The sequence below is a fragment of the Mesorhizobium sp. M7A.F.Ca.CA.004.12.1.1 genome, from assembly GCF_003997835.1.
Lineage (GTDB): Bacteria > Pseudomonadota > Alphaproteobacteria > Rhizobiales > Rhizobiaceae > Mesorhizobium.
On record NZ_RZRK01000017.1, the window covers coordinates 1 to 17954 of the forward strand.

At 64.1% G+C, this 17954-nt stretch carries 17 protein-coding genes; 2 read left to right on the forward strand and 15 right to left on the reverse strand.

The annotated features are described in order from the left end of the window. From EN984_RS01865 to EN984_RS01920, 11 genes are all read right to left on the reverse strand, one after another. On the reverse strand, nucleotides 1–216 hold a 216-nt coding region (locus tag EN984_RS01865; protein WP_127383617.1), incomplete at its 3' end, for an ATP-binding cassette domain-containing protein. A gap of 12 nt (nucleotides 217–228) precedes the next feature. Next, on the reverse strand, nucleotides 229–1437 hold the full coding sequence (locus tag EN984_RS01870; RefSeq protein WP_127267606.1) for an ABC transporter substrate-binding protein: 1209 nt from the start codon (nucleotides 1435–1437) through the stop codon (nucleotides 229–231). A 205-nt stretch (nucleotides 1438–1642) separates the two neighbouring features. Beyond that, nucleotides 1643–3406, reverse strand: coding sequence for an ABC transporter ATP-binding protein (locus EN984_RS01875; protein ID WP_127267605.1), 1764 nt, complete (start codon nucleotides 3404–3406; stop codon nucleotides 1643–1645). 211 nt (nucleotides 3407–3617) lie between these two features. Beyond that, a complete protein-coding gene (locus EN984_RS01885; RefSeq protein ID WP_127267604.1) occupies nucleotides 3618–4562 on the reverse strand; it encodes an acetamidase/formamidase family protein in 945 nt (314 codons plus the stop codon). After that, entirely contained in the window at nucleotides 4552–6195 is a 1644-nt protein-coding gene (locus EN984_RS01890) for an ABC transporter substrate-binding protein (protein WP_127272299.1), read from the reverse strand. Before EN984_RS01890 ends, EN984_RS01885 begins: the two co-directional genes overlap by 11 nt. Nucleotides 6196–6229: 34 nt before the next feature. After that, a complete protein-coding gene (locus EN984_RS01895) occupies nucleotides 6230–7150 on the reverse strand; it encodes an ABC transporter permease (RefSeq protein WP_127268209.1) in 921 nt (306 codons plus the stop codon). Continuing rightward, complete coding sequence (locus tag EN984_RS01900) at nucleotides 7147–8013, reverse strand: ABC transporter permease (RefSeq protein ID WP_127387289.1); 867 nt, start codon at nucleotides 8011–8013, stop codon at nucleotides 7147–7149. Before EN984_RS01900 ends, EN984_RS01895 begins: the two co-directional genes overlap by 4 nt. Nucleotides 8014–8032: 19 nt before the next feature. After that, a complete protein-coding gene (locus EN984_RS01905) occupies nucleotides 8033–8650 on the reverse strand; it encodes an ANTAR domain-containing protein (protein WP_127268207.1) in 618 nt (205 codons plus the stop codon). Beyond that, nucleotides 8647–9741, reverse strand: a complete 1095-nt coding sequence (locus EN984_RS01910; RefSeq protein ID WP_127268206.1) for a transporter substrate-binding protein — start codon at nucleotides 9739–9741, stop codon at nucleotides 8647–8649. The genes EN984_RS01905 and EN984_RS01910 overlap by 4 nt, the downstream gene beginning before the upstream one ends. Before the next feature lie 176 nt (nucleotides 9742–9917). Continuing rightward, nucleotides 9918–10415, reverse strand: coding sequence for a hypothetical protein (locus tag EN984_RS01915; RefSeq protein WP_127268205.1), 498 nt, complete (start codon nucleotides 10413–10415; stop codon nucleotides 9918–9920). 161 nt (nucleotides 10416–10576) lie between these two features. Next, nucleotides 10577–11446, reverse strand: a complete 870-nt coding sequence (locus EN984_RS01920) for a helix-turn-helix domain-containing protein (RefSeq protein ID WP_023810826.1) — start codon at nucleotides 11444–11446, stop codon at nucleotides 10577–10579. 92 nt (nucleotides 11447–11538) lie between these two features. Between EN984_RS01920 and EN984_RS01925 the strand changes: the two genes are divergently transcribed. Both EN984_RS01925 and EN984_RS01930 read left to right on the forward strand, forming a co-directional pair. After that, nucleotides 11539–13083: a 4-hydroxyphenylacetate 3-hydroxylase N-terminal domain-containing protein gene (locus tag EN984_RS01925; RefSeq protein WP_127268204.1), complete on the forward strand. Its 1545-nt coding sequence runs from the start codon at nucleotides 11539–11541 to the stop codon at nucleotides 13081–13083. A gap of 5 nt (nucleotides 13084–13088) precedes the next feature. Further along, nucleotides 13089–13598, forward strand: coding sequence for a flavin reductase (locus EN984_RS01930; protein WP_127268203.1), 510 nt, complete (start codon nucleotides 13089–13091; stop codon nucleotides 13596–13598). Between the two features lie 75 nt (nucleotides 13599–13673). Here the strand turns inward: EN984_RS01930 and EN984_RS01935 are convergent, their stop codons facing one another. The 4 genes from EN984_RS01935 to EN984_RS01950 form a co-directional block, all read right to left on the reverse strand. Then, nucleotides 13674–14330 carry a methionine ABC transporter permease gene (locus EN984_RS01935; protein WP_127266743.1) on the reverse strand — a complete coding sequence of 219 codons (657 nt, stop codon included), beginning with the start codon at nucleotides 14328–14330 and terminating at the stop codon, nucleotides 13674–13676. After that, complete coding sequence (locus EN984_RS01940) at nucleotides 14311–15408, reverse strand: methionine ABC transporter ATP-binding protein (protein ID WP_127266744.1); 1098 nt, start codon at nucleotides 15406–15408, stop codon at nucleotides 14311–14313. Before EN984_RS01940 ends, EN984_RS01935 begins: the two co-directional genes overlap by 20 nt. Before the next feature lie 88 nt (nucleotides 15409–15496). After that, nucleotides 15497–16351, reverse strand: a complete 855-nt coding sequence (locus EN984_RS01945; protein ID WP_127266745.1) for a MetQ/NlpA family lipoprotein — start codon at nucleotides 16349–16351, stop codon at nucleotides 15497–15499. Between the two features lie 252 nt (nucleotides 16352–16603). Further along, a partial coding sequence (locus EN984_RS01950) for an aldehyde dehydrogenase (protein WP_164765362.1) occupies nucleotides 16604–17954 on the reverse strand: 1351 nt, incomplete at its 5' end.

Sequence of the window (17954 nt, forward strand, 5' to 3'; positions counted from 1 at the left end):
CTCGATCCTGACGCTGGTCGGCGCCAGGAACTTGGTGAGCAGGTTGAAGACGGTCGTCTTGCCGGCGCCGTTGGGTCCGATCAGGGCATGGATGTTGCCATGGCGAACATCCAGATCGACGTTTTTCACGGCGATGAAGCCGGCAAAGTCACGCCGCAACCCGCGGGCGGAAAGCACCACAGGCGGCTCGTTCGCGCTCAGGTCAGTCGGCGCCATCGGCCGCGCCGATCACTGGCCGGCCGTCGGACAGCCGCTTTCCTTTTCGCTCAGGAAGGCCTCGTTGCCAGGAATGGTGGCGAGATATTTGTAGTAGTCCCACTCCTTGGTGCTCTCGGCTGGCGACTTGACCTGATAGAGGTACATGTCGTGGACCATGTTGCCGTCCGCCTGCACTTTGCCGTTGGTTATCGCGGCGTCGTCCACAGGCATCGAATGCAGTTGCTTGGCGACGGCTTCGGTCTCGTCCGTGCCGGCCTTGTCGATCGCTTTCAGGTACTGCGTCACCGCTGAATAGGTCGAGGCCTGGATCATGTTCGGCATGCGGTTGGTGCGCTTGAAAAAGCGCTGCCCGAATTCGCGGCTCTTGTCGTCGCGATCCCAATAATAGCCTTCGGTCAGCACAACGCCCTGCGCCGCTTGAAGGCCAAGCCCATGCACCTCGGCCAGCGTGAACAGGAGTGCGGCAAGACGCTGACCGCCCTGCACGATGCCGAATTCGGCCGCCTGCTTGATCGAGTTGGAGGTATCGAGGCCGGCATTGGCCAGGCCGATGACCTTGGCGCCCGACGATTGCGCCTGCAGCAGGAAGGACGAATAATCGGTCGATCCCAGGGGATAACGCACCTCGCCCAGCACCTTGCCGCCATGGCTCTCGACGAACTTGGTGGTCTGATCCTTCAGCGAATAGCCGAATGCATAGTCGACGGTGACGAAGAACCAGCTGTCGCCGCCCTGCTGCACGAGAGAGCCGCCTGTCCCAATCGCTTGCGAATGAGTGTCATAGGCCCAGTGGAAGCCATAGGGCGAGCATTGTTTGCCGGTCAGCTCCGTGGTCGCCGCGCCGGTGACGATGTCGATCTTCTTCTTTTCCTTGGAAATCCCCTGGACGGCGAGCGCCACCGAAGAGGTCGTCAGTTCCATGATGGCATCGACCTGCTCGGTGTCATACCACTGCCGCGCGATGTTGGAGGCGATATCCGGTTTGTTCTGGTGGTCGGCGCTGATGATTTCTATCGGCGCTCCCTGCACCTTGCCGCCGAAATCCTCGACCGCCATCTTGGCCGCCTCGACCGACCACTTGCCGCCGAAATCGGCGTAGACGCCCGATTGGTCGTTGAGGATGCCGATCTTGACCTTGCCGTCGGAAATTTCAGCGGCCGAGGCGGGGATCGCGGATACGGCGAGAAGTGCCGCGGAAACGAAAAGGCTTACCTTCATGGTTGACTTCCTCCCATAGCGATGAATCCGACCGACCCTCCTACGATCGATCATCGCAATGGTATTGAACATGAGGAAGATAGGGACAGAGGGCAAGAGGCCGTTAGGGATTTCGTGCTCGAAGCGATACGGTTTGGCGGCGGAACGCGAGCCTTGAGCACGAGATAGAGACACAAACACGTGAACCGCCGGCGGCAGTGCCGGCTCAGCCCTCGGCGGCGACGAGATGGCCGTTGCCGAAATCCCTCAGCGCCAGTTTCAACGGCGCCTCGCCGATCCTGCGGGTGGCGCTCGGGATCTCCTGGTCCAGGCGGGCGAAGCGGCTTCTTCGCTTGGCTGGATCGGGCACCGGCACGGCTTCGATGAGGCGTCTGGTGTAGGGGTGGCGCGGGTTGGAAAAGACCTGGTCGCGCGTGCCCATTTCGACGATCTGGCCGAGATACATGACGGCGACGCGGTCGGAGATGTTCTCGACCACCGCCATGTCGTGCGAGATGAAGAGATAGGCGACGCCGAATTCGCGTTGCAATTCCTTCAACAGATCGAGCACACGCGCCTGCACCGAGACGTCGAGCGCCGAGACGCTTTCGTCGGCGATGATCAGCTTCGGCCGCAGCGCAAGAGCGCGTGCAATACAGACGCGCTGGCGCTGGCCGCCGGAGAATTCATGCGGATAGAGATCCATCTGGTCAGCCGACAGGCCGACGCGCTCGAACAGCGCCGCGACACGCTGGCTGCGTTCTTGCTTCGAGGCGATGCCATGGATCAGCAGCGGCTCGGCGACGAGGTCGCCGACGCGCATGCGCGGGTCGAGCGAGGCGTAGGGATCCTGAAAAATCATCTGCACGTCGCGGCGCACAGCCTTGCGCTCGTCGCGGCCAAGGCCAGACAAATTGCGGCCGCCGATGACGACGCCTCCGCTGTAAGGCACCAGTCCGGCCAACGCCTTGGCGGTTGTCGACTTGCCGCAACCGGATTCGCCGACCAGCGCCAGCGTCTCGTTGGGCGCGATCGAGAAGGTCACGCCTTCCACCGCGTGGACGCGGCGGGTGACCCGGCCGAAGAAGCCGCCATGCAGGTCGAAGCGGACATGCAGGTCCTTGACCTCGGCGACATTGGCCGGCGCCGCCGCCTCGACATCCCTGGATTTCTGGCGGCCGATACCGCTGCCGATGCGCGGCACGGCGGCAAGCAGTTCGCGCGTGTAGTCGGCTTGCGGCCTGGCAAAAATGTCAGCGGTTCTTCCCTCTTCGACCATGCGGCCATGCCGCATGATGATGACGCGGTCGGCCATTTCGGCGACGACGCCCATGTCGTGGGTGATCAGGATGACGCTGGTGCCGTGCTGGCGCTGCAGGTCGCGCAGCAGCTCCAGCACCTCGCCTTGCACGGTGACGTCGAGGGCCGTCGTCGGCTCGTCGGCGATCAGCACGTCCGGCTCGAGCGCCAGCGCCATGGCGATCATCACCCGCTGGCGCATGCCGCCGGACAGTTCGTGCGGAAACTGCTTTAGCCGGCTTTCGGCCTCTGAAATGCGCACCGCCTTCAACGCCTCGATGGCGCGCTGACGAGCTTCGCCCTGCGACAGGCTGGTGTGTGCCTCGATGGATTCGGTGAGCTGCCGGCCGATCGACAGCACCGGGTTGAGCGAGGTCATCGGCTCCTGGAAGATCATGGCGATGCGGTCGCCGCGAATGCGCCGCATCCGGCGCTCGTCGAGAGTCGTCAGATCTGTATCGCCCAGATGGATTTTCCCAGACGATATGCGCGCCGCCGGCTGCGGCAGCAATTGCATGATGGCCAGTGCGGTCATCGATTTGCCGGAGCCGGATTCACCGGCAATGCAGAGCGTCTCGCCACGCGCCAGCGTCAGCGACAGGTCGGAGACGACCTCGCGCTCGCCGTCCTCGCCGCGCACGCTGACGCAGAGGTTGGCGATGTCGAGGACGGGTTTGGGGGTTGAGGTCATTGCAAAGGCAAAGTTCTGAGAGGTTTATTCCGGCACGCCCCCCTCTGTCCTGCCGGACATCTCCCCCTCAAGGGGGGAGATTGGCCGTCACGTGGGCCGGCGCTCCCCCTTGCAACATTAGAGATTGGCGAAAGCCGAAGTGACATCTGATCTCCCCCCTTGAGGGGGAGATGTCCGGCAGGACAGAGGGGGGTGCAGCGCCGACTTGACATCATTCAAACACGCAGCGCGGAAAATAGAACGACACCACCCAGTTCGGCATGTCGACGATCTCGCTGATCCTGAGATCGCCGCACACAGAGGCCAGCATATAGGCTTCGACCGGGTCGATCTTGTACCTCCCGGCGAGCAGGTCGACCATCTGCGCGACCGCTTCCCTGGCGCCCGCCATCAGGTCCGGGCCGATGCCGGTCGTCACCTCATAACCCTTGGCGTCGAGATGGCGCGTCACCGGGCCTGGCGTGGTGAAGCGCGGCGTCTTCAGCCTGGCATCCTTGACCAGATCGAGCTTGAGCACGACGTCCATCGGGCTTTCGATCGCCGTGCCGCAAACCTCGCCGTCGCCTTGCGCGGCATGGGTATCGCCGACCGAAAACAGTGCGCCCGCCACTTCCACCGGCAGGTACAGCGTGGTGCCGGCGGCGAGATCGCGGATGTCGAGATTGCCGCCGACGCGCCTTGGCGGCACCACCGAATGGTGGCCCTTTTCCGCCAGCGCGTTGCCGATGGTGCCGGCGAAGGCTTTCAACGGCACACGCGCATTTTTGCCGAACAGCGCCGGCTCGAGCGAGACGGCGTCGTATTTCCAGATGTTCAGCGCCGGCTCCTTGAAGTCGTCGGCGAGCAGCCCGAAACCGGGAATGTTGGCCGTCCAGCCGAAGCCGGATGGTTTGAACATCTCGATCGTCACCTTCAGTGCATCGCCCGGCTCGGCGCCCTCGACGAAGATCGGCCCAGTCACCGGATTGACGGTGGCGAAGTCGAGCCTGGCGACGTCGGCGACCGTGCTGTCGGCCTGCAACTGGCCGCCGGAGGAATCGAGGCACTGGAACTCGATGGTCGAGCCGGGCGCCACCCGCTCGGCCGGGACAAACGAATTGTCCCAGCCGAAATGATGTTGGCGCCCGTGGATGGTGTAGTCGCAGTTATTGCACATCTTTTACGTACACATTGTCGTAGTTGATCGGGATATGGACCGGGTCGACATAGAGGTTGTCGGCGCCGCCCATGCGCGTCGACTTCATGGTGAAGCGCTGCTCGTTGAAGACCGGCGCCCAGGGCGCGTCTTCCATCACCTTGTCGTAGATGGCGCTCCACATCTTGTCGCGCTCGCCGGCCTTGGCCGGGTCGACCACCGAGTCGGCCTCGGCCGCCTTGGCCTCGAGATCCTTGTTGCAGTACCACGACCAGTTCCAGCCGCCCGGCACCGCGCCGGCGCAGCCGAGGATCGGGCCGTAGAAGTTCGACGGATCCGGGAAGTCGGCGATCCAGGCCATGCCGCCGGACCAGATCATCGGTGCGCCGGCCTTGTCGCCGCCGGCGGCAATGACGTTTGCCTGAGCCAGCGACTGGATGCTGGCCTTGATGCCGATCGCCGCCAGATCCTGCTGGATCGCCTGAGCGATGCGCGGGTTGGGATCGGTGTTCATGGCGAACAATTGCGTGTCGAAACCATCGGGATGGCCGGCCTCGGCAAGCAGCGCCTTGGCCTTGGCGACGTCATAGGGATAGCCCTTGTACTCCTTGTCGTAGCCCGGCATCGACGGCGGCAGCGGCTGGTTGGCCGGCACAGCGCGGCCGTTGATGATCTGGATGATGCGCGCCTTGTTGATCGCCATGTTGACCGCCTGACGCACCTTCACATTGTCGAACGGCGCCATGGTGGTGTTCATGGTGACATAGCCGGTGTGCAGCTGGCCGCCTTCGACGACGCGCGCCTTCTGCTCCGGATCGGCCATCACCTCCTGGAATTTTGCCGGCGGAATGCCGTCGCCGGGCACATCGATCTCGCCCTTCTGCAGGCGCAGCAGCGCCACGATCGGCTCCTGGCCGATCTCGAAGGTGATCTTGTCCAGATGCGGCAGGCCCTTGTGCCAATAGTCCGCATTGCGCTCGAAGACGATGCGCTGGCCGAGTGTCCATTCGGCGAGCTTGAAGGCGCCGGTGCCGACCGGATGCTTGCCGAAATCGGCGCCGTATTTCTCGACCTCTTCCTTCGGCACGACATGCGAGAAGTTGATGGCCATGACATGCAGGAAAGTGGCGTCGGGCCGGGTCAGCTCGAACTTGACCGTGTAGGGATCGACGACGGTGACGCCGGAGAGGCTCCCGGCCTTGCCGGCGGCGACATCGTCATAGCCCTTGATCGAGCCGAAAAAGCCGGCGCCGGGGCTCTGGGTCTTGGGATTGGTGACGCGGTCGAGCGAATATTTCACGTCGTCGGCGGTCATCTCGCGGCCATTGTGGAATTTCACGCCATGGCGCAGCTTGAAGGTGAAGGTCTTCCCGTCGGGCGAGATCTCGTAGCTCTCGGCAAGGTCGGGCTTCAAATTGGTGGTGCCAGGTTCGTAATCCATCAGCCCGTCGAACAGGCTCTTGATCATCGACCAGTTCTGCCAGTCATACCCGATCGCCGGATCGAGCGTGGCGACATCGTCCTTGTAGGTGATGGTGATGGCGCCGCCCTGCTTGGCGTTCGGATCGACGGTGTCCTCGGCGCGAACACTTGTCATGCCGAGCATCAGCGCCAGCGCCGATGCCGCTACCGTGGAAGCGAGAAACTTTTTCATTTTTATGTTCCCTTTCTCTGTCTGGTTTTCATTTTCATCTGAGCTTGATGCGGGGGTCGATGAAGGGCGCGATGACGTCGGCCAGCAGATTGCCGAGCACGATGGCGAAGGCCGAGACCAGGGTGACGCCCATGATGATCGGGATGTCCACGCGCTGGATGGCCTGCCACGCCAGCTGGCCAATGCCAGGCCAGCCGAACACGCTTTCGACGACGACGATGCCACCCATGAAGATGCCGATGTCGATGCCGATCATGGCGATGACCGGCAGGATGGCGTTCGGCAGCGCATGGCGGAAAAGGATGGCTCGCCGCGCCAGGCCCTTGGCGCGGGCGGTGCGGACATAATCCTGACGCAGAACATCGATCATCGACGAGCGCATCATGCGGGCGTACCAGCCGGCGCCGAGTATGCCCATGGTCAGCGACGGCAGCACGAGATGACGCCAGGTGCCATAGCCGCCGATCGGGAACCAGCTGAGCCGCACGGCAAAGACGTAGAGCAGCAGCAGACCGACGACGAATTGCGGTGCCGAGACGCCGACGAAGGAGGCGACCATCAGCGTCTGGTCGGTGCCGGTGCCGCGCTTGACGGCAGCGATCAGGCCCATGCTGAGGCCGAGCAGCAGCTCGCACAGGATGGCGCCGACCATCAGCAACAGGCTTGCCGGCAGCCGTGAGACGATCAGCTCGGTGACTTCGGAGCGCTGGATGTAGGAGCGGCCGAGATCGCCGCTGATGAGCTTCGTAAGATAGCGCCAGTACTGGACGATGAAGGGCTGGTCGAGGCCGAGCTGCTGGCGGATGTTCTCAACCGTCTGCGGCGTGGCGCTGCGGCCGGCGATCTGGCGCACCGGGTCGGCCGGCAAGAGATAGAGCAGCGCGAAGGTGATCAGCGAGACGCCGAGCAGGATCAGCAGCGACTGGATCAGGCGGCGGCCTAGATAGGCGATCATGCCCGGCCCCTTTGCGTCGGATCGAGGATGTCGCGCAGCGCGTCGCCGATCAGGTTGAAGGCCAGTGCCAGCGCCAGGATCGCCGCACCGGGGAAGAACACCAGCCAGGGTGCTGCCTGGAAGTAGGTCTGGTTCTCGAAGATGATGTTGCCCCAGGACGAGGTCGGCGGCTGCACGCCAATGCCGAGGAAGGAGAGCGTCGCCTCCAACAGCACCGTGGTCGAAATGCCGAGCGTGCCCCAGACGATGATGGTCGGCAGGAGATGCGGCAGGATGTGGCGAAACAGGATGCGCGGTGCGCTCGCCCCGATGGTGCGCTCGGCGTCGATGAACTCGCGTTCGGCGAGCGAAGAGGTCTCGGTGTAAATAACGCGGGCGGTCTGCACCCAGTTGACCAGCGCGATGACCATGGCGACGATCCACAGGCTCGGCTCGAACACCGCCGCCAGGCAAATGGCGAGCAGCAGTGCCGGAAAGGCCATCATCAAATCGGTGAAGCGCATCAGCGCACTGCCGATCCAGCCGCGGAAATAGCCAGCAACAACACCGACCAGCGTGCCGATGAACAGCGCCACGCCATTGGCGACGATGCCGATGATCAGCGAGGTGCGGGCTCCGTAGAGGATGCGGGTCAACAGGTCGCGGCCGAGCAGGTCGGTGCCCAGCCAGAATTTTGCATCCGGCGGCAAGGGCGAGCCCTCGATGGTCAGGCCGTCGAACATCTGCTCGTTGGGATCGTAGCCTGTCAGCCATGGCGCCAGCACGGCGCCGGCAACGACAATGGCGACGATCACCAGCCCAAGCAGTGCCAGACGGCGCCTGACCAGCCGGCGCCAGACGCCGGCGCGCGGCTTGACCGGCATGCGCCCTGGCGCGGTGAGATCAGGCGCGATGGGACTGGTCATCGCCGCCTTCTTCCCCCGTTGCTTCTTCACTTGTCATGGCCACGATCCGCCGCGCGGCATCCTCGACGCTGATCTGCCAGCTCATCGCCAGCGAGCGAAGCTGCGCATAGGCGCGGCCGTCATCGGCGCCTTTCGCCAGTGCCGTCACCGCGCGCACGATGGTCTGGCGCTCGGCGACGCGCTGGCGAAGCGAGGCGATTTCGCTGGCCAGGTGTTTTCGCGCCTCGAAACTTTGCCTTGCGATCAGCAGTGCGCTGTAGACGCCGGCATTGCCGACCGGCTTCAAGAGTTGGGCGTCGGCCTTGTGCGACAATGCCCATTCGATGCGGCCGGGCGCCTCGGAGCCGATCAGCGCCACCAGCGGCATCGGCGCTTCGCCCGGCTTCCACGGGAATTGCTCGTCGAAGCCGAGATCGGCGTCGAAGAAGACGAAATCGGCCGCCAGCGCCTCGGGCGGTAGTTCGGGCCAGCAGTCCAGCGTGATCAGGCCGATGGCCGACAATTGCCTGGTGATCGCCTGCACCGTCGGGTGCGGACGGTGCAGGATGAAGGCCCTGGCGCCGCCGAGATTGGGGATGCGTGGGGTTCTCGTCACGACACCACCCTCAGGCGCGGGCGGCCGAATGTTTTTGCCGGGTCGTAGCGCGACAGATACGGGTCTGGCGCGACTTCGTCCTCGCGGCTGACGACCTCGAAGAAGCCATCCGCGATGCGCCCGATGATCACCGGCAGCGTCGCGTGCTGGGAATGCGCGTCGATGGCGATCGGCCCGAGCCGGGTGGAGAAGCGGCGTTCTGCGAAGGCTCTGGAAAATTCCGCCGGACCGGCTTCGGAATTGCTGGAGAGCACGTCGGCCATCACCTGCACGGAGGCATAGGCGGAGGCCTCGAAAGACGAGGCGAAGGCGGCCGGCCGCGGCGCGAAGTACGGCCCGACCGACAGGTGCCCTTTCCCGGATACGCCGATCGCCGGCAACTCTCCTTCGGTGAGGTTGCAGGAGATGACGGGACAGGTTTCCGGGCGGAAGGCAGGATCCTCATTCCCGAGATCGCAATAGGCCGCCAGGAAGGCGTAGGAAGTGGTGCCGATCAGGTTGTTGAGGATGAAGTTCGGCCGTGTGGCACGGATCTCCGCGATCAGCCGCGACACGTCGGTCTCGCCGATGCGCAGATAGCGTTCGCCCAGCACCTTGCCGCCGGCATCGGCGATCAGGTCGCGGGCGACGCGGTTCATCTCCCAGCCCCAGATGTAGTTCGAGCCGAGCAGGAAACCGTTGGCGCCGAAACGCGGCACGACATGCGCCATCAGCGGCACCAGATGCTGGTTGGGGCAGGCGTGCATGTAGACGACGTGCTCGTTGGCCTCGAAGCCCTCATAGGGGCAGGCGTACCAGAGCATGCCGCCCGCCTTCTCGAGCACCGGAATGGTTTCCTTGCGGCTCCACGAGGTGACGCAGCCGACGACATGGCGCGCGCTGCTGGTCCTGAAAATATCCTCGCACAGCGTCGCGTAACGGTCCGCATTGCTTTGCGGATCGCGCTCGACCGGCACCAGTTCGATGCCTGAGCTGCGATCGGCGTTGATGTCGGCGATGGCGCGCATGGCGCCGATGCGGCACGCATCGGAGACGAGCTGATAGCTCCCCGAGCGGGAATACAGGATGCCGATCTCGATATGCCGTTTCAAACAGATCCCCAAAATGACAATGCCTCGCAGCCAGCGCCGGAAGGGCGAGGCATACGAGGCATTCTTGCCGCCCGGCGATCAGAGCCGGTATTTTGCGCTAGCGTATTCTGTCCGGCGGGTCAGTCAAGCCCTCAACGGTATTTGCGTGACCGTCATCGCCGTTTCGCTGCCGCCGGCTATCTGGCCGATCTGGCCGCCGGCCTCTGACCGTGTTGACGCGCATAGGTCACGCAGGCGTCCACCGTGCTGACACAAAGCGCGTCGCGCCTGTTCGGCAAATTGTTGTCGCCGGCATAGGCAACTTCGGCGACGCGGCCGTCGACCATGCGAATTTGCGTGTCGCAATAACCGCCGGGAGCGACATTGACGGAGCCGCCGACCGCCGGGATCGCGCCTACCGCTAGAGTCGGAACCACAATGCTGAGATTGCCGCGCTGGACGATGCGCTTGTAGGTCCAGATCTGGCCCGATCGGCCGGCGTTGGCGGTGGCGGTCGGAAACCCGGCGCACATTCGAACATCGGCTTCGCTGAGGCCGACCATCTCCTTGCGGGCGGCCGCCGCCGTTGGATCAACCTTGGCGATACGCGACGTATCGTCGGGAACGACGCAGGAAGACTGGATTCCCACACAGAGAACAGCGAGGGCAAGCTTTTGAATGCAGGAAAATATCATGCCGACTGTCAGATTGGCCCGATGTCAGATTTGCGTGGCGCCCGCCGCTCCTTTCTACCTAGGCAGACAGGCGAAGGGATCAACCCGTTCAGCTTCACGAAAAAGTGGCTGTGGCTGCAACATCGAGGATTGCGCATCACGGGTCTGCATCTCACGCAGGACTAATGGCCCTGCAAGTGCTTCCGGCGCCAGGCGGCGGGCGCTTCGCCGACCCGCGCGCGAAAGAACCGTGAAAAATACGCCGGGTCGTCGAAGCCGATCTCGTAGGCGATGTCCTCCACCGTGCGTACGGTAAACAGCAGCAGACGCTTGGCCTCCAGCAGCCGCCTTTCGCTGACGACCCGCTTGACGCCGGCGCCCAGCACAGCATGGGCAGCCTTGTCGAGAAGATGCGGCGTGGTGGCCAGCGCCTCGACGTAGCGATCGACCGGCCAGTTGTCGCGGAAATGCGTGTCGGCGAGCCGGCGCAGGCCCCGCGCCAGCGAAGCATCGGAAGAGGCAGCGGAGGCGGTCACGCCGGGGCTCAGGCGCGCAATGTGGGAGAGTGCGACGGCGATCAGCGCCGGCAGGACCCTGTCATTGCCGGCTTGCGCCTCGGCATATTCGGCGGCGATCATCTCCAGCACCGCCGCCAGTCTCGCCCACGCCGCGTGTCGTGGCAGACCGTCGGCAAAGACCGGCCTGTCCAGCGGCAGCAGGCTGTGAGCGGCGATGGCCGCGAGCGCGCCGTCGGCGACCGAGACGACGATGGCGTCGGTGCCGGGTCCGATCGAGAAGCCATGCACGACAGCGCTCGGCACGAAGCTGACGGCAGGCGCCGAAAAGTCCCAGGATCGGTCTTCGATACGGTAGGTGCCGGAGCCGCTGGTCCAGTAGGTGATCTGGCCCATCTGCGGATGCTTGTGCGCCGCAACCTGACCAAGATGGATATTGCTGCGCGCAAGCACCGTCTCGACATGCAGGAAACCGACATCGAGCGGCCTCACCGGCTCGCCATAGACGAAGAAGTCGGGGATGGAATTCTGGCTCATGGCGCCTGAAAAAGTCCAATCGGTTTTGCCGTTCCGTCCATAACCGAAGCATGCCCAAGGCGCTAGTGTTGCGACTCAAGAGGAGGACCATCATGCGATCAGAAGACTTCCGCACTGATAAGGCACGGCCGTTCACCGGGGCTGAGTATCTGGAGAGCCTGCGCGACGGCCGCGAGGTCTATATATACGGCGAACGCATTGCCGATGTCACCACGCACCCGTCGATGCGCAATTCGGCGCGGTCGCTGGCGCGCCTCTACGATGCGCTGCATGATCCCCTGCGGCGGGACACGCTGACCTCGCCGACCGACACCGGCTCGGGCGGCTACACCCACAAATATTTCCGGGTCGCCAAATCCTCGGCTGAGCTTGTTACCCAGCAGACGGCGATCGCCGAGTGGTCGCGCATGTCCTATGGCTGGATGGGGCGCACGCCCGACTACAAGGCGGCGCTGATGAACACGCTCGGCGCCAATGCCGACTGGTACGGGCCGTTCAGGGACAATGCTCTGTCCTGGCACAAACGTGCGCAGGAAGCCGCACTGTTCATGAACCATGCCATCGTCAATCCGCCGATCGACCGCCACAAGCCGGCCGAACAGGTGAAGGACGTCTTCGTCCACATCACCAAGGAGACGGATGCCGGCATCTATGTCTCCGGCGCCAAGGTGGTGGCGACGTCCTCGGCGCTGACCCACTACAATTTCCTGGCGCAGGGCTCGGCGACGATCACTGAGGATCCGTCGCTGTCGGTGATGTTCATCGTGCCGATGAATGCACCGGGGATAAAGATGTTCTGCCGCGTCTCCTACGAGCAGACGGCCAACACGGTGGCGGCGCCCTTCGACTATCCGCTGTCGTCGCGCTTCGACGAGAACGATGCGATCCTGGTGCTCGACAATGTCTTCATCCCCTGGGAGGACGTGCTGGTGCTGCGCGATGCGCAGAAGATCCTGTCCTTCCACCCGGCATCCGGCTTCATGCATGGCTACTGCTTCCAGGGCTGCACGCGTTTCGCCGTCAAGCTCGACTTCCTCGCCGGCCTGCTGGCCAAGGCGCTGCGCGCCACGGGCGGCGATGCTTTCCGCGGCAACCAGGCGGCACTGGGCGAGGTCATCGCGCTCAGGCACATGTTCTGGAGCTTTTCCAACGCCATGGCCTACAACCCGATCCCGTGGGCGAATGGCGCGGTGCTGCCCAATCTGGAAGCCGCGCTCGCCTACCGCACCTTCATGTCGGAAGCCTATCCGCGTGTCATCGACACCGTGCGCCGGGTGATCGCGTCCGGGCTGATCTACCTGCCGTCGTCGGTGCGCGACTTCAACAACCCCGAGATCGACAAGTATCTGGCGCAATATGTGCGTGGCTCCAACGACATGGGCCACATCGAGCGCATCAAGATCATGAAGCTTTTGTGGGACGCGACCGGCACCGAGTTCGGCGGCCGCCACGCGCTCTACGAGCTCAACTATGCCGGCGCGCCGGAAGAGGTGCGGCTGCAGGTGCTGAAAGGAGCTGAACGCGGCGGGCGGCTGAAGGCGATGGAAGAGCTCGTCGACACCTGCATGGCCGACTATGACGAGAATGGCTGGACGGGCGATACCTGGTTCAATCCGCTTGTCTCAACGGCCGAGTGAATTAGATGGCCACGCAGATTTCGAAAACCGATTTCCGCGACGCCATGGCGAGGGTCTGCGCGCCGGTCAACATCGTCACCACCGATGGGCCGGCAGGACGCGGCGGCTTCACCGCCACCGCCATGTGCAGCGTCTCCGACGAGCCGCCGACGCTGCTGGTCTGCATGAACGGGCGCTCGACGCAGGCCGCCATGTTTCTGTCCAACCAGCGCTTCTGCGTCAACGTGCTGATGCATGACCACATGCATCTGGCGGGAAAATTCGCCGGCGCGACCAGGGACATGGAGGCACGCTACGCCTCGGCGCGCTGGCAGACGCTGACCTCCGGCACGCCGGCGTTGTCGGATGCGATCGTCAATTTCGATTGCGAGATTGAGACTGTGCATGTCGTCGGCACGCACAATGTCATGATCGGCCGCGTCATCGATGTCCGGCACGGCAGCGGCGGCTCGGCCCTGCTCTATGTCGACCGCAGCTATACGCAGCCGACGCGGCTGGGCAGCTTTGGCGGGTGAGGCCGGGCGTCAGACGGTTTGGTGGCGGGGAGGCCTCCGCCTATCCCGTACGCGGCCGTGCCGTCAGCCAGTCTTTCACCCCCGCCGATCCAGCCTCGCCACCAGCCGGTCCCCCGCCCACTGGATGCCGCAGACCAGGATGATCAGCACGATGACCACCGCGATCATGACGGACGTCTCAAATCGTTGATAGCCGTAGCGGATGGCGAGGTCGCCGAGGCCGCCGGCGCCGATGGCGCCGGCCATGGCCGAGGCACCGATCAGCGTCACCAGCGTCACCGTGAAGCCGGCGACGATGCCGGGCAGGGCTTCCGGCACCAGCACCTCGCGGATGATCGTCCAGCGGTTGCCGCCCATGGCGCGCGCCGCCTCGATCAAGCCACGGTCGACCTCACGCAACGACACTTCGGCAATGCGCGCGTAATAGGGCGTGGCGGCGATCGACAGCGGCACGATGGCTGCCCATGTGCCGATCGAGGTGCCGACGATCAGCCGCGTCACCGGGATCAGTGCCACCAGAAGGATGATGAAGGGCACCGAACGGAAGCCGTTGATGACGGCGCCGAGCGCCCGGTTCACCCACAGGCTTTCGGCAATCCCGCCGCGTTCGGTGGCGATCAGTGCCAGGCCGAGCGGCAGGCCGAAGACCAGCGAGATGAGGCCGGAGGCGGCTGTCATCAGGACGGTTTCCCAAATCGAACGCAGCAGAAGTTCAAACAGGATCGGCGACATGGCCAAGCACCTCCACCCGCGCCTGGCGGGTCTTCAGGAATGTGATGATGTCAGCGAGATGATTTGCATCGCTGCCGGGAACAGACAGGAACAGCGTGCCGACGGGCTGTTGCTGGATATGGTCGATGCCGCCGTGGATGAGGCGGAAGGCGCCTGGAACAGCCGTGGCAAGGTCGGACAGCAACGGGCCGCGTGCCGCATCACCGGCCACGTCGACGCGCAGGATCGTCTCCGCGCCGGCCGCCGGCAGCAGCCGGGCCGCCAGTTCGGCTGGCAGCTGTGGCCGGATGGCGCCGAGCAGGCTTTTGGTGATGTCTGATTGTGGGTCGGCAAACACCGACCAGACCGGCCCTTGCTCGACGATGCGCCCGGCGTCGATCACCGCAACGCGGTCGGCGATCGAGCGGACCACCTCCATCTCATGGGTGATCAGAAGGATGGTCAGCCCAAGCTGCCGGTTGATGTCCTTGAGAAGGGCGAGGATGGAGCGCGTTGTTTCCGGATCGAGCGCCGAGGTGGCTTCGTCCGACAAGAGCAGCGCCGGGCGTGCTGCCAGCGCCCGGGCGATGCCGACACGCTGCTTCTGGCCGCCCGACAGTGACGCCGGATAGGCTTTTGCCTTCTCGGACAGGCCGACGAGGTCGAGCAGTTCGGCGGCGCGCTTCAGTCGCTCGGCCTTCGGGCGGCCCTCGATCTTGAGCGGCAGCGCCACATTGTCTTCGACGGTCTTGGCCGACAGCAGGTTGAAATGCTGGAAGATCATGCCGATGCGCCGCCGTAGCGGCTGCAGGTCGCGCTCGCCGAGCCGGCTGATCTCTCGGCCTTCGATGAAAACTTCGCCGGAGTCAGGACGCTCCAGCCCGTTCAGGCAGCGGATCAGCGTCGACTTGCCGGCGCCGCTGCGGCCGATGATACCGAGGATCTCGCCCTTGCGCACGGTCAGCGAGATGCCGTCGAGCGCCGCTGTCGCACCGAAGCGGCGCTTCAGCTCGACGAGGCGCACGACGTCCTGAGACGCGTCGGGCCGGGCATGGATCGGATCGGCGGTTTCTCCGGATGCCGTGATATGCTGGTTCATGAATGTTCCTGTTCCCGAAAACGCAATCGCGGCCCGCGCCTGAGCGCGGACCGCTGTTGCTATCGAACCGGGCTTCCGGTCGACCGGATCAATAGGCGCTGAGGCCGGTGCCCTTGTAGACCTTGTCGAACTCGGCCTTCACCGCCTCGTTCTGATAGGAGGCGACCAGCGTCTTCACCCAGGCCTCGTTCTCGTTACCGGCCTTCACCGCGATGAAGTTGCGGTAGGGATTGTCGGCGATCGGCTCCTGCGCGATGCGGTTTTCCGGCGTCAGGCCGCTTTTCAGCGCCCAGTCGGTGTTGACCACGGCCGCGTCGAGATCCTCGACCGAGCGGCCGACAATGCCGGCGTCCAGTTCCTTGATCACCACCTTCTTCGCGTTCTCGGCGATGTCGACGGTGGCGGCGAGAATGCCGGTGCCGTCCTTCAATTTGATCACGCCCTCGTTCTGCAGCACGCGCAGCGCCCGGCCTTCATTGGATGGATCGTTCGGCACGCCGACGACCGCGCCCTCGGGCAGGTCGGCGACTGCTTTGTACTTCTTGGAGTAGAGGCCGATCGGCCACACGCCGGTATAGCCGACGCGCACGATATGATACCCTTGAGTCTTGATCTGGTTGTCGAGATAGGGCTGGTGCTGGAAGGCGTTGGCGTCGATTTCGCCGCGCTCCAGCGCCTCATTGGGCTGGGTGTAGTCGTTGAACACCACGGTTTCGATGGAGAGGCCCTTTTCGGCGGCCTGGGCGACGACGACTCGCCAGACATCCTCGTCCTCACCGCTGATGATACCCACCTTGATCGCCTTTTTGTCCTCGGCGAACGATGCGCCGGGCGCCATCAGGCTGCCGATCGCCACGGCCGAGGCGAACAGCAGAGCAAGGCCACTGCGCCGGTTGACGGTTGACCCCGGGGAAGATGGCAAAGTGTTCTTGAAGTCGGACATGATTGATCTCTGTGGTTGTGAAGTCATGGCAGCGAGGCGGATTGCCTAGCCTTGGTCACATCCTCAGAAATTCTATCAAGTTTATCAAAGAACGCCTTTCGCCGTTCTCGCCAAAGCCGGGAATATTCTCTCAAAATTTTCGGGTGAGTGAGAACGAGACGCCATTGAATCGATCGCCGCGGGCTACGATGCGATCCGCTGCGCTTCGGAAGTAAGATCGGACTCTCGGAAAAACCGGCGCTGACGCCAGGCTCAAAGCGCGATCCACGCCGTCTTCAGTTCCAAATATTTCTCCAGCGCGTGAAGCGACTTGTCGCGGCCGAAACCGGACTGTTTGACGCCGCCGAGCGGCACGGTGATGTCGGCGCCGCCATAGGTGTTGACGTGGACGACGCCGGCATTGATGGCGCGCACCATGCGGTGTGCTGTGGAGAGGTTGGCGGTCCACACCGCCGAGGCGAGCCCGTAGACGGTCGAATTGGCAAGCCGCACCGCCTCCTCCTCGGTCTCGAAGCGCATGACGCCGAGCACTGGCCCGAACACCTCCTCGCGCGCAAGCTGCATGTCTTGCGTGACATTCTCGAAGATCGTCGGCGCCATGTAGCTGCCGCCGGTCTCGGTCAGAATCCGCTCGCCACCGGTGACCAGCTGGGCGCCTTCTTCGGTGGCTCTGGCGACGAAACCGAGATTCTTGTTCAGTTGCTCGGCGCTCGACACGGCGCCGACATCGCTGGTGAGATCGAGCGGATCGCCGACTTTGAGCCGCGTGGTTGCCGCGACAAGTTCGTCCATGAACCGATCATAGACCGCTGACTGGACCAGAAGCCGCGAGCCGGCGACGCAGACCTGGCCGGAATTGCGAAAAATGCCGTTGGCCGAGACGACCGCCGCCTGTTTCAGGTCGGGAGCATCGGCAAAGACGATGTTGGGCGACTTGCCGCCGAGTTCGAGGAAGACGCGCTTCAGATTGGAGCGAGCGGAATATTCGAGCAGCCGTCGGCCGACCGGCCCCGAGCCGGTGAAGGCGATGGCGTCGACATCCATATGCAGGCCGAGCGCTTCGCCGGTGACCGCGCCACGGCCGGTGACGACATTGAGCACACCGGCGGGAAGTCCGGCCTCGCTTGCCAATTCGGCCAGCTGCAGCAGCGTCAGCGAAGCGATCTCCGGCGGCTTGACCACCACGCAATTGCCGGCGGCAAGTGCGGGCGCGATCTTCCAGGCGCCGATCATCAGCGGAAAGTTCCACGGCACGATGACGCCGACGACGCCGAGCGGCTCCTTGTGGATCAGTCCGAGCACATTGTCGGCCGTTGGCGCGATCTCGCCGTAGACCTTGTCGATCGCCTCGGCATAGTAGCGGATGGTGCCGGCGGCCGAGAGCGGTTCGGCCTTGTAGGCCATGCCGATCTCGGTGCCATTGTCGCGCACGCCGAGCACGGCGAGCTCGTCGGCATGCTTTTCGACCAGCTCGGCGAATTTCGTCAGCACCTTCTTGCGAAAGGCTGGCGCTGATCGCGACCACGAGCCCTTCTCGAACGCCTTGCGCGCCGACTTCACGGCGCGGTCGATATCGGCGGCGTTGCCGTCGGCGATGCTGGCG

Bases quoted from the DNA above. Each gene is read 5' to 3' on its own strand.
- EN984_RS01870 (WP_127267606.1), bottom strand. From the start codon at position 1,437: ATGAAGGTAAGCCTTTTCGTTTCCGCGGCACTTCTCGCCGTATCCGCG.
- EN984_RS01875 (WP_127267605.1), bottom strand. From the start codon at position 3,406: ATGACCTCAACCCCCAAACCCGTCCTCGACATCGCCAACCTCTGCGTC.
- EN984_RS01885 (WP_127267604.1), bottom strand. From the start codon at position 4,562: ATGTGCAATAACTGCGACTACACCATCCACGGGCGCCAACATCATTTC.
- EN984_RS01890 (WP_127272299.1), bottom strand. From the start codon at position 6,195: ATGAAAAAGTTTCTCGCTTCCACGGTAGCGGCATCGGCGCTGGCGCTG.
- EN984_RS01895 (WP_127268209.1), bottom strand. From the start codon at position 7,150: ATGATCGCCTATCTAGGCCGCCGCCTGATCCAGTCGCTGCTGATCCTG.
- EN984_RS01900 (WP_127387289.1), bottom strand. From the start codon at position 8,013: ATGCCGGTCAAGCCGCGCGCCGGCGTCTGGCGCCGGCTGGTCAGGCGC.
- EN984_RS01915 (WP_127268205.1), bottom strand. From the start codon at position 10,415: ATGATATTTTCCTGCATTCAAAAGCTTGCCCTCGCTGTTCTCTGTGTG.
- EN984_RS01920 (WP_023810826.1), bottom strand. From the start codon at position 11,446: ATGAGCCAGAATTCCATCCCCGACTTCTTCGTCTATGGCGAGCCGGTG.
- EN984_RS01925 (WP_127268204.1), top strand. From the start codon at position 11,539: ATGCGATCAGAAGACTTCCGCACTGATAAGGCACGGCCGTTCACCGGG.
- EN984_RS01930 (WP_127268203.1), top strand. From the start codon at position 13,089: ATGGCCACGCAGATTTCGAAAACCGATTTCCGCGACGCCATGGCGAGG.
- EN984_RS01935 (WP_127266743.1), bottom strand. From the start codon at position 14,330: ATGTCGCCGATCCTGTTTGAACTTCTGCTGCGTTCGATTTGGGAAACC.
- EN984_RS01940 (WP_127266744.1), bottom strand. From the start codon at position 15,408: ATGAACCAGCATATCACGGCATCCGGAGAAACCGCCGATCCGATCCAT.
- EN984_RS01945 (WP_127266745.1), bottom strand. From the start codon at position 16,351: ATGTCCGACTTCAAGAACACTTTGCCATCTTCCCCGGGGTCAACCGTC.